At 58.8% G+C, this 12672-nt stretch carries 14 protein-coding genes and 1 pseudogene; 6 read left to right on the forward strand and 9 right to left on the reverse strand.

Annotated elements, in window-relative coordinates; genetic code table 11:
• The first annotated feature begins 181 nt into the window (after nucleotides 1-181).
• Nucleotides 182-1318, forward strand: a complete 1137-nt coding sequence (locus tag ACSQ36_RS13375) for a sensor histidine kinase (protein WP_436182232.1) — start codon at nucleotides 182-184, stop codon at nucleotides 1316-1318.
• A gap of 1061 nt (nucleotides 1319-2379) precedes the next feature.
• Here ACSQ36_RS13375 and ACSQ36_RS13380 read toward each other — a convergent pair.
• From ACSQ36_RS13380 to ACSQ36_RS13420, 9 genes and pseudogenes are all read right to left on the reverse strand, one after another.
• Nucleotides 2380-3288 (reverse strand): DNA adenine methylase, encoded by a 909-nt coding sequence (locus tag ACSQ36_RS13380; RefSeq protein ID WP_436182233.1) that lies wholly within the window; start codon nucleotides 3286-3288, stop codon nucleotides 2380-2382.
• A complete protein-coding gene (locus tag ACSQ36_RS13385; RefSeq protein WP_436182234.1) occupies nucleotides 3254-3676 on the reverse strand; it encodes a hypothetical protein in 423 nt (140 codons plus the stop codon). Before ACSQ36_RS13385 ends, ACSQ36_RS13380 begins: the two co-directional genes overlap by 35 nt.
• Nucleotides 3673-4071 (reverse strand): phage holin family protein, encoded by a 399-nt coding sequence (locus tag ACSQ36_RS13390; RefSeq protein WP_436183167.1) that lies wholly within the window; start codon nucleotides 4069-4071, stop codon nucleotides 3673-3675. The genes ACSQ36_RS13385 and ACSQ36_RS13390 overlap by 4 nt, the downstream gene beginning before the upstream one ends.
• Nucleotides 4068-4472: a hypothetical protein gene (locus ACSQ36_RS13395; RefSeq protein WP_436182235.1), complete on the reverse strand. Its 405-nt coding sequence runs from the start codon at nucleotides 4470-4472 to the stop codon at nucleotides 4068-4070. The genes ACSQ36_RS13390 and ACSQ36_RS13395 overlap by 4 nt, the downstream gene beginning before the upstream one ends.
• Nucleotides 4469-5029, reverse strand: coding sequence for a lysozyme (locus tag ACSQ36_RS13400; RefSeq protein WP_436182236.1), 561 nt, complete (start codon nucleotides 5027-5029; stop codon nucleotides 4469-4471). The genes ACSQ36_RS13395 and ACSQ36_RS13400 overlap by 4 nt, the downstream gene beginning before the upstream one ends.
• Nucleotides 5030-5388: 359 nt before the next feature.
• Nucleotides 5389-6441, reverse strand: coding sequence for a phage late control D family protein (locus tag ACSQ36_RS13405; RefSeq protein WP_436182237.1), 1053 nt, complete (start codon nucleotides 6439-6441; stop codon nucleotides 5389-5391).
• Between the two features lie 4 nt (nucleotides 6442-6445).
• Nucleotides 6446-6652, reverse strand: coding sequence for a tail protein X (locus tag ACSQ36_RS13410; RefSeq protein ID WP_436182238.1), 207 nt, complete (start codon nucleotides 6650-6652; stop codon nucleotides 6446-6448).
• Complete coding sequence (locus ACSQ36_RS13415) at nucleotides 6627-7508, reverse strand: phage tail protein (protein WP_436182239.1); 882 nt, start codon at nucleotides 7506-7508, stop codon at nucleotides 6627-6629. The genes ACSQ36_RS13410 and ACSQ36_RS13415 overlap by 26 nt, the downstream gene beginning before the upstream one ends.
• An 8-nt stretch (nucleotides 7509-7516) precedes the next feature.
• Nucleotides 7517-9739 (reverse strand): annotated as a pseudogene (locus tag ACSQ36_RS13420) (phage tail tape measure protein); the annotation flags it as partial.
• Between the two features lie 124 nt (nucleotides 9740-9863).
• Here ACSQ36_RS13420 and ACSQ36_RS13425 point away from each other — a divergent pair.
• The 5 genes from ACSQ36_RS13425 to ACSQ36_RS13445 all read left to right on the forward strand — a co-directional run bounded on the left by ACSQ36_RS13425 (nucleotide 9864) and on the right by ACSQ36_RS13445 (nucleotide 12672).
• Nucleotides 9864-11183, forward strand: a complete 1320-nt coding sequence (locus ACSQ36_RS13425) for an IS5 family transposase (RefSeq protein WP_436182240.1) — start codon at nucleotides 9864-9866, stop codon at nucleotides 11181-11183.
• 319 nt (nucleotides 11184-11502) lie between these two features.
• On the forward strand, nucleotides 11503-11844 hold the full coding sequence (locus ACSQ36_RS13430) for a hypothetical protein (protein ID WP_436182241.1): 342 nt from the start codon (nucleotides 11503-11505) through the stop codon (nucleotides 11842-11844).
• The gene (locus ACSQ36_RS13435; protein ID WP_436182242.1) at nucleotides 11841-11978 is read left to right on the forward strand and encodes a hypothetical protein; all 138 of its coding nucleotides are present in this window, start codon (nucleotides 11841-11843) and stop codon (nucleotides 11976-11978) included. The genes ACSQ36_RS13430 and ACSQ36_RS13435 overlap by 4 nt, the downstream gene beginning before the upstream one ends.
• Complete coding sequence (locus tag ACSQ36_RS13440) at nucleotides 11975-12364, forward strand: hypothetical protein (RefSeq protein ID WP_436182243.1); 390 nt, start codon at nucleotides 11975-11977, stop codon at nucleotides 12362-12364. The genes ACSQ36_RS13435 and ACSQ36_RS13440 overlap by 4 nt, the downstream gene beginning before the upstream one ends.
• Nucleotides 12364-12672 carry a helix-turn-helix domain-containing protein gene (locus ACSQ36_RS13445; RefSeq protein ID WP_436183168.1) on the forward strand — a complete coding sequence of 103 codons (309 nt, stop codon included), beginning with the start codon at nucleotides 12364-12366 and terminating at the stop codon, nucleotides 12670-12672. The genes ACSQ36_RS13440 and ACSQ36_RS13445 overlap by 1 nt, the downstream gene beginning before the upstream one ends.

A 12672-nucleotide genomic window follows, 5' to 3' on the forward strand; every position in this document is an offset into this window, starting at 1 on the left:
CAGATCTTCGATTTTCCCTACTGCAGACGTCCAGACTGCCGCACGACCGCGGCAAACTTCGAGGCTTCTCAGGAAGGGTATACAGTAAACTATGAGCTAAGTTCACATCGCTCAAACGAACCGCTCATCGGGACCCGCAGGCGGTCTGCCCATTGCAGTCGACCAAAGGAGGTAATGCGCCATGATGCATGAATTCCTTTCAAATAATCGTGATGATCTTATCGAGCGGTGTCGAATAAAAGTTGCGCACAGGCCCGCCAGAGGGGCAACCGCGCAGCAACTGCAGAACGGCGTGCCGCTTTTTCTTGATCAACTTATTCTAACGCTTCGTGTTGAACAGACGGCGGAGCCCATGGATAGTCGTAAAATCTCGGGGCCGGCAGGCGGCGAGTCCTCATTTTCGGCGATTGGAAACTCCGCTTCTCAACACGGACGACAACTCCTGGAACTCGGATTTTCGGTTGACCAGGTTGTCCACGATTATGGAGACCTTTGTCAGGCAATTACCGATCTTGCGTATGAACGTGACGCGCCCTTCCAAATAGACGAGTTTCGAACACTCAACCGCTGCCTGGACAATGCAATAGCGGACGCAGTGACGGAGTTCAGTTATCAGCGCGATTCAGTTGCGGCGGACAAGTACGCCACGCAGATGAATGAACGATTAGGATTTTTCGCTCACGAATTACGCAACTTTCTCCAAACCGCAACGCTCGCTTTTGGTGCGGCGAAGGCTGGGAATCTAAACTTGTCCGGCGCGACGGGATCAGTGTTGGAGCGCAGTATGGATGGCATGCGTGATCTGATAGACGATTCACTAACAGACGTGCGGTTGACAGCCGGGAGCGCAACACCGCCGGAGACGTTCTCGCTGGCTGACTTCATCCAAGAGATCAAACAGGCTGCGGGCCTCGGGGCTCAGGCTCGCGGGTGTGCGTTCGCGGTTTCAGACGTCGACGCACGATTGGCCGTATGTGCGAATCGGGATCTGCTGTTCTCGGCGCTTGGAAACCTGCTGCAAAACGCGTTCAAGTTCACTCATCCCGACACCGAAGTAACCCTTGACGCGTACGCAGTTGCCGACCGCATCCTGATCGACGTGAAAGACCATTGCGGCGGTTTGTCCACCGGCGATGTAGAAAGCATGTTCGAGCCGTTCAGGCAAAACGGCGTTGATAGAACCGGCCTCGGATTGGGGCTTTCGATCGCCCGCCGAAGCGTTGAAGCAAGCGACGGCGTTCTCAGCGTTCGCGATATCCCCGACACGGGGTGCGTTTTTACTATCAGCCTTCCGCGACACACGATGGTCGAACACTGACACGACCACTGCCGCCCCTCCGCTCGCGGCCGATCAGTGACGATCGCGATTGGCTGCGCTTGGCCACTTCTCAAAGGCAACAGGATGCCGACAGGTGCACGTAACCCACGAGCGACATCACTCTGTAGCCAAACCTTTCCAGCTAAACTTGTTGTGCGACCTTCTCAAAGTACAACCGTGCTGCGAAATGCTGTGTTTCAGTCGCAGGGCTATGCCGCGAATTCAACAATGGATAGTATGCATTGTCCTTTGCAGCGGCTCACCTCTCGCCCAATGCAGCTCCCGCCTCGCGGGAGTTTTTTCGCGGGAATAGCGGTCGCTGATCCCGAGTACTCGGTCAAGCTCCCCTCAGAATAAGGATCGCTCGTATCTTCACAAGTGCTAGCTCGGGATGCCCCATTGAAAGAAGTATCTGCGCGATCGCCAACGAACTAAGCACCTCGCTATCGTTTTCGCATACTTGCCTAAGGTCTGCGAGCATCGCCCCTACGTCCGTGCACAAGCTTGCGAAGTCTTCGGGAACAAAGTCTTTCGCGCGCTCCTGTAACGGCCGCAGCCTCACGAAAAAATTCTGAATCGCAAGTTTATTGGCGCTGGACGTCACACTTCCTCCGTCGTTCCGGATGGCGCCAGCAATCCTAATGCCCAAAAACCTCTAGCGCTCCTCGCAGCACGAGAAGGCTCTTCACCTCTTGTAATGCAGTAGCTCGACGACCCATGCGCAAAAGAGACCTTGCAAGATCAAGTGTGCTAGTTGAGAAGAAATCCTCGCCGTATAGCTGCGCTGCAAGCCATATGACTGTATCTATCTCCGCACTTAATTTAATAGGATCATTAAAAGAATCGTGCTTGGCTTGATTGAGCAACGTCTCAACGAGCACGTAAAGATCACGACTTTCAATAGGGGGCCGACCGTCTCTCATGTTTCCTCCCATGGGCACCGCAATTCTACCCAAACCGACGCCGACACCTCCCGTCGCGCTTCCGCGACGGTCTCCGTGAAATGCACCCGTGTAACGCACAAAGCGAGCCCGCGAAAGCAGGCTCTCCATTCTGATCGACTAGAAAAGCCCGGCCGGTTCCGCTGCGTCATTCCAACTAAAAATAATCAACTCATTCCGAGCCGCCTCCCGGCCACCGCCGCCGACGGTGTACTTGATATCGACCGTTTCGATATGGAAACCCTCGAACGCGCGCCGAATGTCCGGATGATAGTTGAGGCTGACGATCGCTCTGCCCTTCAGTGTCCGGAGGCGTGCTGCCATCGCGACGTATTCAGCATACTCAAACGGCACGCCGTAGCCTTCTGTTTCCCAATACGGCGGATCCAGATAGAACAGCATGTGTGGACGATCGCAGCGGTCAATGCACGCCTTCCAGTCGAGTCGTTCGATGAACGTGGCAGCGAGCCGCAGGTGCGCCGCTGACAACGTTTCCTCGAGCCGCAACAGATTCAAGCCAGGTGGTGTCGTCGTCGCCGTACCGAACGACTGCCCCTCCAGCTTCGCGCCAAAGCAATTTTGCTGCAGGTAATAGAAGCGAGCTGCGCGCTGAATGTCGGTGAGCGTCTCCGGCCGCATGTCCTGCAACCACTTGAACACCTGCCGGCTGCTGAGTGCCCACTTGAACTGGCGCACAAACTCCTCGAGGTGATGCTGCACGACGCGGTCAAGATTGATCAGCTCGTCAAAATGTTTTGCACAACATTTCGATGATTGCTTCCGCAGCAAGTGGTCCCGCCAGATCCGGTCGACGGTCGAGCCGTTCGGCCCGACCAGCAGATCCGCGTCGGACAGAAATAGCGGCGACGCCGGCACCGCATCGATGCACGGCACCGGCACGGCTACATACGTCTCGACGACCTGCGTGTGCGTGACAGCCGAGATCGGCCGCTCGACCGGTGCAGTCCCACAGCCGGGAATAAGCAGAAGGACGTTACAAAGTGCTGCGCAAACGATCGAGTACCGCATCGCAAGTCTCCGGTTGATTGCTCGGATGATCGATACGCTCGGTGAGCACATCGATTTGTTTCTGATAGCCGGCCGACTGCTGCACAGCCCTCGCTTTCGCCTCTCTCGCGGCCGCCTGCGCAGCACTGACCTGGGACGCGAAGAGGACGACCGACGCAGACGATTTGCCAGCCGCGTCGGTCATCACGGCCAGGTCCGCTTGCGAGGTGGCCAGCTGCGACTTGAGCACGCCGTTGCTCTCCGTTTTGGTGGCGAGCTGCCGCTCGGTATCGGTGTGCTCCGTTCGCAGCGCACGCAATTCGACGTAGGACCACACACTAAGCGCGGCAAATGCGATCGCGGCAATGCCGGCCGCGATCGCCGCGAGGCGACCCGTTATTTCCGTCATGCGCTCTCTCCTTGGATTTTTCGCACCCACGCGTCGAGGGCCTGGTCGAGCACGCGCTTGCCGCCCCAGCTCGACAACGTAATCACGAGCGCGGTGAGCGGCGCTGGCCACTCGCGCCACATGCAAAAGAAAAACGCAGCCAGCCCCGCCACAACCGAAGCCGTGATGACGCTACCGACCTCGACCGCGATCGGGCGCACCAGAGGGTCGCTGGATGCGAGACGCTGAAACGTGCTCGCGGTCCCTCCGATCAAGGCCAGCATCACCGCGAGTCCCAACGAGGCCACCGGAATACTCTCCAGCTCGACCACGACCGCGTCGCTTGCCGACCGGCTCATCGCATACGCGGCGGCCGCCCAGAGCAGCGCCGTTACTCCCCACACCCAGACGATCATTCGGCGCACGTACCCCCCCGTTTTGCTCGCGCCTCTCGATAGCCCAGAACAAGCCCGAAAGACGCCATGCCGATGTAAAAAATGAGCTGTGCAGCATTGACGAAATACGCACTCGCCGCGAAGAGCGGCGTGATGTATGCGCCGGCCGTGATCGCATACAGCCGGTGCCGTTGAGCTTTCGCCCAATGGAAGCCATACTTCTGCGGCAACCAATCGTTGATCGCGACGTCGACCGCAAAGACAGCCGCGAGCGCACCCATACCACACGTCACGGCGTATCCCCAGAAGCCATCGCGCACGAGCATCAGCGACGTTGCCGAGCACGGCGCAGCGAAGGACGACACCGCGATATAGACGGCCACGTACGCGTAGATCAGCCGGACAAGAGCATCGTTTTTCATGCGGCCCTCCGCAGATGATTCGCGCCGAGCAGGAACAACACGCGCTCGGCTTCACGGCGCTTCACCAGCCCCGCCAGCACGACACCGCCGGCCTTGTTCCACCGCGCGAATTCGGCGATCGCGCCTTCCGTGTCACCGGCGTTGATCTTGCGCAATAGCGTCGACGTGTCGAAGTTGCCGCTGCCGATGTTGAACACCAGGTCGACGAGTGCGTCGTACTCTTCCTGAGTGAGCTCGACACGCACCAGACGCTTGACCGTTGCCTCCGCACTCGCCACGTCCTGACGTAGCCACGTCACGGCTTGCTCGCGCGAGAAGCTCATTCCGTAGTGCATCTCGGGGCCTGTATGCCCCCACCCACCCGTCCACGGCGCACCGGTCAACGTGAGCAAGCCGGACGCGATTGGCTGCCCGCGTAGGGTCGCCTGCCATAAGCCACGACGCTGCAATTCCCTCGCTAACGGCGAGGCGGGATCCGGGTAGGAAAAGAGGTAGAGCGTCTCAGCGTCCTGAGTGAGCGCCATCCCTTGCTCGGAATACTTGAGGTTTTCGTTCAAAAGCAGCCTCCATAAAAAATGGCCGCGCCGATGAACGATCGGAGCGGCCATAAAAAAACCACCTCTTAGGGCGGCCAGTGATCTAGGGAATACCCCCACTACGTGAGGACACTGTTCTTGCTTATGTCATTTAAGGAAGCCGACAAACGCTTCCTTTGATCAGTCTGGGATGCGAAATGATTATTAAAGTGATCTTCATAATTGCTGTGATCGTCGGAATTTCCTTCTTGCTTGCGTTATATCGGCCAAGGAATAGCGGTAATACCGAGGAAGATGATTGGGACGACGCGGAGTTTGTGCGGACATGGCGAAACTTGAACCATCGGCATGAACACGACTGACCGTCCGGCACAACGGCTTTAATTACCGGCCGATGGAACAATTAGATTAATTTTCTTGGCCGGCTTTTTGCCATGACCGACCTTCGCCTTGCCCTTGTTGCCCGCGTTGAGCTCGACCTCTGTTTCCCAACTGCGGCCCGAATAGGTGTGCGTGACCGAATCGATCAGGAAATCGCCATCTGCCTCCTTTTTGAAGCCCTGAAGAGCGACCGTTTCCTCCGCCGCGAAGTCAGCACGCCCCTGCATCACCATCGTGCTCTTCGCGGTATGTTGATTGAGCTTCTGCAGGCGGGCATTACCCGCCGCTTTGGCAGCTTCGGGGCTGGCGAATGCGTGCCGCTCGGTGTGCACTGCCGAGGCTCCGGCCGGCGCGTCCGGGTTCGGAATAACCAAGTCAATCTTCTTGCCGGTCTTGACGTCGTGCACCTTCGTCCGAACCGCAACGAAGTTCGCGCGATCCGGGAAGGTGATCGTGTAGTCGAGCAACTGGCTTGGCGTGAGCGTGATCGTTGCAAGCGGCAGGCCGCTCGCGCTCTTGCCTGCGCCACGCGCGGCGACGATCAACTTTCCCGCCTTGATCGTGGCCGTCGCCCCGTACTGCCGAGAAAGGCGCGTAATGAAATGCAGGTCACTCTCGCCAAACTGGTCGGCACGTGGCACCACTACGTCGATGCCACACGCCGGTGTCCACTTATTGCGCCGGGCTACGTCTCCGACGATATCCGCCAGCTTGGCGTTCTCCCAACTGCCGTAGCGATGGGTTTTGGACGTCGCGCGCAGGTTGGCGGGTCTACCTCGGATGATCACCGATGCGGGCGGTCCCTTGAGCGCGATTTCGTCAATGGCATATTCACCGAGGAAGGCCAAGCCCTCACCCTGCCAACCAAGCGATATCCGCAGCATTGCTCCCTTCGGAGGAAACTGGATCTTCCCGTCCCGGTCATCGAGTTCAATCTCGCAGGAGTCGGATTCAAGGCCCGGTTTGTCAACCGTGCGAATCCGCAAGATACGGTCTTGAATCGTCTTGGTGATGTCGTCGCCATTGGCGATCACTTGAAAAATTGCTTGCATCGACCTAACTCCAAAGCTGCACGGATTCGTCGCGCGGTGCGTCGACGTCGGGCAGCGTAATAGCGATGCCCGAAGCAAACGGCTGATCGTGCGCGGCGAGGCCCGGATTCGCCGAATAAACCGCCTCGACCATGCCGGGCAACGTCCCGTAATAGGCGTAACAGATCTCGTCCAGAATATCGCCGTCAGAGGTTCTTATAGTCTTCGCCATAGCGGCCGAACTCCAGGCTGAAGGTTTGTTTGCGTGGTGCGCCATCCGACATCAGCGCCTCCTGTTCTTCATCGACGCCCTGCAGATACCAGCGGCCGAGCACCTCGCCGTATCCGGTCGTGAGCTGCAGCGGCACCATCTTGCCGCCGATTGATCGCAGCGCGTCGAGCTGTTTAGCGCCCGGCCCAAGGGCCGCAAAGACAACGCCCGACAGCGTGATGGTTTCGCCGCCCTGACTCACCGCCTGCAGCGCTTCCTGACGATTCAACCGCTCTTGCGAGGCGACCTTGTATTTCGTCGTGCGCCGCAATTTGTCGAATGCAGCGGTCGAGAGGTTGAAGTGAAACGTATCGCCACTGTCCGAGCTCAGCGTCATCAGGTGCGGCGTCGCGGAGGACGCGCCGCTAACCAATCCAGAGAACATCTGGCCCGAGCTCGTCGACTTCGCCAGCGCGGCCGGAGCCGGCGTATCTTTGATACCGGCCAGCGCATTGAACTTGGATTTAACATCTCCGAGTGCCGTGTTCACCGAATCAGCCATCGACTTGACCAACGGATGGGTCGATGAGTTTGCCATCGACAAGACGCTGTTCATCGACGACTGCACGGCATTGAAGCTGCGGGTGGCCGCACCGATTTTCGGACTCAGATCACCCGCGACCAACAACGCACTACTCGCACCCGAGAGCAACTCGCCGGCGTTTTGCAGGTTCCCTGTCGCAAGTTTCTGCAGGACATCGACAGTGTTTTTACTTGCAGGTCGATTGCGCTCCTCGACCCGCACCATCTGCCGCACACGCTCCGTTCCGATACTCGACTGCGTGGCCGCCTGGGTGAGTTGTGTCATGAAATCCACGCTTCCCCCTAGTTGTGCGCCGAGTCAAACATCGACGAGCGGTTATTTTTCGCGGCCTGATCGGCCATCATCCGTTGAAGCCGTGGCGAGACCTGATCAAGGAATCGGTCGGCAGCTTCGCGGCTTGGCTCGCCGTTCACCTGGACGTGGGACACCGGCGCGAAAGTGTTTGTCTGATCGATCTTCATGACCGGCTTGTCGGCACCAAGCGGCTTGACCGGTGCCGCCGATTTCGCCAGCGCACTAACCAACGCTGCCTGCGAAACCTCACTGGTCTGCGTTACTGACGCGGCCGGATCTTTCAGCGCAGGCTTTTCTGCAAACACCCATTTCGACACGGCACCAAGCGCTTTCTCACCCGCGTACGCTCCCACAACGCCACCGGCGAGGCCACCGATCGCCACACCGATCGGGCCACCCAACGCACCGATTGCGGCTCCCACCTTGGCACCCAACACGCCACCAGCCAGACTGCCAGCTATCCCGCCAAAGCCTTTCGCCTTCTCCGCACGACCCTCATCGCTGGTAGCGACGCCATATGCGTTCGTCGCCGCCATACCGAGCTTAAGCACAGTGCCCGCCATCGCCAGCTTGCCGGCGTACGGCATAACCCGGCCGACCAGTCCGCGAGCGGTCGTGCTTAGCCGCGCAAACCGTCCACCCTGCGTCGCTACGTTCGCTGCACCATTTGCCGCGCTGTCGACAGCGCCGGCACCGGCTGCGCCCACTGCGGTCCGGGCCGCTAACCGTGCATTATTTGCTGCCCGCCCCGCAGCGGCCGCCCCGCCAGCCGAACCGTTCGCTGCGCGTCCCGCTCCTGTCGTACTACCTTGTGCAGCCCCACCCACCTCGGGCCTCGCCGGTACCCGCGCATCGTTCGCGGCACGCCGCGCTGCGGCTAAACCGCCACCGGCAGCAGTTGCACCCGCGGTACCCGCCGCATTAGCTGCTGACCTTGCCGCCGTCCCTGCGCCCCTCGCTGCACGCCCTGCTGCCCTTGCGCCGCTGTCACGAGCGCCACGATCAGCAGGGGTCGCGCCTACAGTGCTGCCCAAGCCCCCGCTGCCGAAGTTCACAACGAACACCCGCTGAACGCCGCCGGCAACGGCACCACCCATCGCTTGTGCTACTCGGCTGACCACACCGCCGCCACCCGCGCCTGCAGTACCGCGACGACCGACAAGGGCAACACCCCGCGCAACGTCGATCGCACCTCGGCCGATCTGGAAAAGTGACTTTGCACCGCGATAAGCGATAAAGGATGCGGCGACGCCTGCAACAGCGAGTGTCGCTTTCGGTGCTGAATCGGTGATCTTGGCAAGACCCTCGCCCGTCGCTTTTGCGGCCTGCCCCGCAAGATCGGTTACAGGGCGCAACGCGTCGCCGATGCTACGCATGGCGTCATTCCACTGCTGCGTCACTTCGCTCCAGACCTGCTTCGACGCATCGCGACGATCCGCCAAGTCCTTCGCGATCTCGCCACTGGCCTGCGCCGAGTCCTTCTTAAGCTGCTGATACATATCCGCGTTCTGCAGATAAGCAGTCAAGGCCGCTTTAACCTGCATATCGTTGAAGAGATCACCCGTTTTCATGGTGTCCTCGAACGCCGCGATTTGCGCTTTACGCTTCGCCGGATCCGCCTCGCCGTTTATGCTCTGCGCCGCGTTGGCGAGCTGCTTTGCTTTCGCTGGATCGGTGCGCTCAATATACGCACGGGCCAGAACAAAGGAAGCCTCGAGGGTCGACCAACCCTTGTTGATGGCTTCCTGCATTTTTGCGTCATAGTCGACGCCGGCTTTCTTATAGTTCGCGGCTGTTTCATTGGATCCGATCTTTGAAAACCAGTTTTTGAGGTTGTTCGCCGCTTCGTCCGCGTTGCCGGCCGTCTTCATTTGAACCTGCAGCATCGCGCCGAGCTGCGTGACCGAGTCCTCACCGGTGATCCCGAGCTTCTGCATTTCCGCAAGCAGTACCGGAAACCATCGCGCCATGTCCGCCGACTCGATAGAACCCGCCTTGCCGAGGAACGCAATCGCTTCGAGCGCCTTGCTCATCGTGGCCAGATCCTCAATCTTCGCGTTCTGCTGCAACGACTGAATCATCTTCGCCGTCTCGACGCTGGTCGCGCCCTGACCCACTGAGAACTTCGCCACGAGTGGCGCGAAGTCGAGCGCTCGATCCACGTCCATGCCACCCGCGACCATTTGATTGACGGCCTCGGCAAGCTCATTAGTCGGCCTTGAACAATCGCCAAAGCCTTTACTGACGGGCGTTTAAGGGCGAAACCGGATTGCTGGAATTGCAGGAGACGGGCATATTAATGCACGAAACCCTGCAAATTCTGGCGAGGTCCGAATGGGTCCGAAAGCACGTGTGACAGAGCGAGATTTCTTCCGCCAACCGCTGCTTGAGCAGATCAATTTGAAGCATCCCTTGGTGCGCTTGGCCGGCTTGATCGATTGGGAGCGACTAGGCACAGCGATGAGTGAGAGCTTCGTGTCCAGTGCCGGACGACCCGCGACATCACCGCGCTTGATCGCGGGCCTGCTCTATCTGCAACACGCATTTGACCTGTCTGATGAGGACGTCGTGTGGCAATGGGTCGAGAACCCCTATTGGCAAGTCTTCACTGGCGAGACGTTCCTGCAAACCGAGCCGCCGATCGATCCTTCGAGCCTGACACGCTGGCGCAAGCGCCTTGGTGAAGCAGGTGTTGAAGAACTGTTGGCGGCGACGATCGAAGCGGCCAAACGTGCAGGCGTGATCAAAGCGTCGAGCGTGAAGCGCGTGATCGTCGACACGACGGTGATGCCCAAGGCAATTGCCCATCCAACCGATTCACGCTTGCTCGAGCGGTGCCGTGAACATCTGGTCAAAGCCGCCGCGCGCCACGGACTCAAGCTCAGACAGAACTACAACCGCGAGGCGCCACGCCTGGCACTGCAAATTGGCCGCTACGCGCACGCCAAGCAGTACAAGCGCATGAGAAAGACGTTGCGTACGCTGCGCTCGCGTGTGGGCCGGGTGATGCGCGATGTCGAACGGCAAGTCGACCGAGCGTCGGACTCGGGTCGCACTGCGCTGCTGGAACTGATTGCCCGTACGAAGCGGATTCTGTCGCAGAAGCCCAAGGACAAGAACAAGCTGTACGCGCTGCACGCACCGGAAGTCGAGTGCCTGGCCAAAGGAAAGGTTCGCATACCATATGAATTTGGCGTGAAGGTATCGATCACAACGACTCACAAGGAAGGGCTGGTAGTCGGCGCGCGCTCAATGCCCGGCAATCCGTACGATGGGCACACGCTGGCTGAGGCTTTGGAGCAGGCGGCAATCCTTAGCGATGTCAGTCCGGAAGTGGCGATTGTGGATCGGGGTTACAAGGGCGTCGCGCTCGACGGCGTAAAGATTTACCACCCTGGTTTGAGGCGTGGCATCACGCGTGGGCTACGGGCGATGATCCGGCGGCGTAGCGCGATCGAGCCGGCCATCGGTCACATGAAAGCGGATGGCAAACTCGATCGTAATTGGCTCAAAGGCGCGTTGGGCGATGCGATGCACGCGGTACTGTGCGGTGCCGGCCACAACCTGCGCATGATCCTCAGGACGCTGCGGTTTTTTTACGCCCTTATGCTGGCCTTGTTGTTGAACACACTCGCTTGCAAGTCCCTATCGTGACTCAACTCGCAGCGAGCAAAATCAATTGTTCAGGGCCGACTCATTACGCTAAACACATCCGCCCCGGTGCTTTTGAACAATGGATGGCGCGGGCCAGAAGTCAGACACTCCGCGAATTCACAGGTAAAGAGCGCTCGGCAATGTTTGAGTTGTATTCAAGCTGTTACACGGTCGCTGAAGCACTGCAAGAGCTTCCTTTCTACCTCGACTAGTCCTGCCGCTTCGAGATATCCGCTTTACTGGTGGCCGGTGACGCCGGCCACTGATCCCTTAACCGTACTCGACAGCGCTCTGCGGCCAGCGTCGATTTGAGGACCTCATGTCATACGCCAACCTAGACCTGTTGATCATTCATGCGCAAGCTTGTACCGCAGTATTGAAAGCGGACAAGACGTTAACCCCTGATGTAGATGCGTTCTGGCCGATCTACCTTCGCGCGGTGTTGGAAGCGCCGCATCCGGTCGCGAGCGTCGCGACCCAGGACGAGGATGACACCGATCGAATCGACTGGCTAGAACGCAACGCTACGAGCTCGTCGTACTTCGATTTAGTTACGCTGACCTTCACATCCAAAGAGAGCTTCGAGGGCTGGAAAAGCCTGCGCGAAATGATCGATATCGCTCGGCATCCTGACCAAGTGGAAGAAGGAGACGGCGCATGATCCTCGCGTTGAAGATGTTCCTCTGCTTATGGATTATTGCGGCTCCGATTGCCCTGCTGCTCGGACACTTTATTCAGATCAACCGACCAACAGATATGCACGACGAATGGGTCCGATCAGGAGATTCAGCATGAGATGGAAAATTGATAACCCAGCTCGCGCGACAACTCTTCTCGATGCACGCGGGCATATACAAATCGTGCGCGACAAAGCAACTTTGCGGGACGAAATCACGGCGACGTTGGAACTCAGTCATCAGCCCAAGACCATGCTGGTGCGGGCGCTGCAAACGAGCATGAAACTTGTCGACATCACGCTTGCGGAACTTGAACGCCAAGGCCGGGTTGAGAAATTCCGGATGATGAGTGAGCGGAAAAGGCTCGATATTTTTTGGTGCATTTCTGGCGTGGCACCGAGGCCAGTCGCAACGGCCGGTGGATTCAGGGCAGCAGAGACGCTGGCCGCGTTTCAGGCAATCGCTACACAACGAGCAGGCAAACAACGAAAACTTACGACCTGATTGAATGCGCGGACCTGCTCAAGGTCGATCGCAATACCGTACTGAAGATCGCCGGAACGGGCGAATTAGCGGGCGCGAAGATCGGCCGCGCCTGGGTGTTTTTGGAAGACGACGTGTTGTCGTTCCTGCGAAAAAAAGTACAGGAGCAGTCAATCGCGCGGCTACAAGGCGCGCATGAGCCGGAAGCAGACGATAAGCTCGCCAAAGCCGTGGCGCGGCAGTTTGACATACCTGACCAACGGCGGCCTGGTCGGCGTGCCCGGACGTTGCCCGACTTGGCTAATATCTCTATCGGAAAGGCGTTGTGA

The organism is Caballeronia sp. LjRoot34 (assembly GCF_964253815.1).
Taxonomy (GTDB): Bacteria; Pseudomonadota; Gammaproteobacteria; order Burkholderiales; family Burkholderiaceae; genus Caballeronia.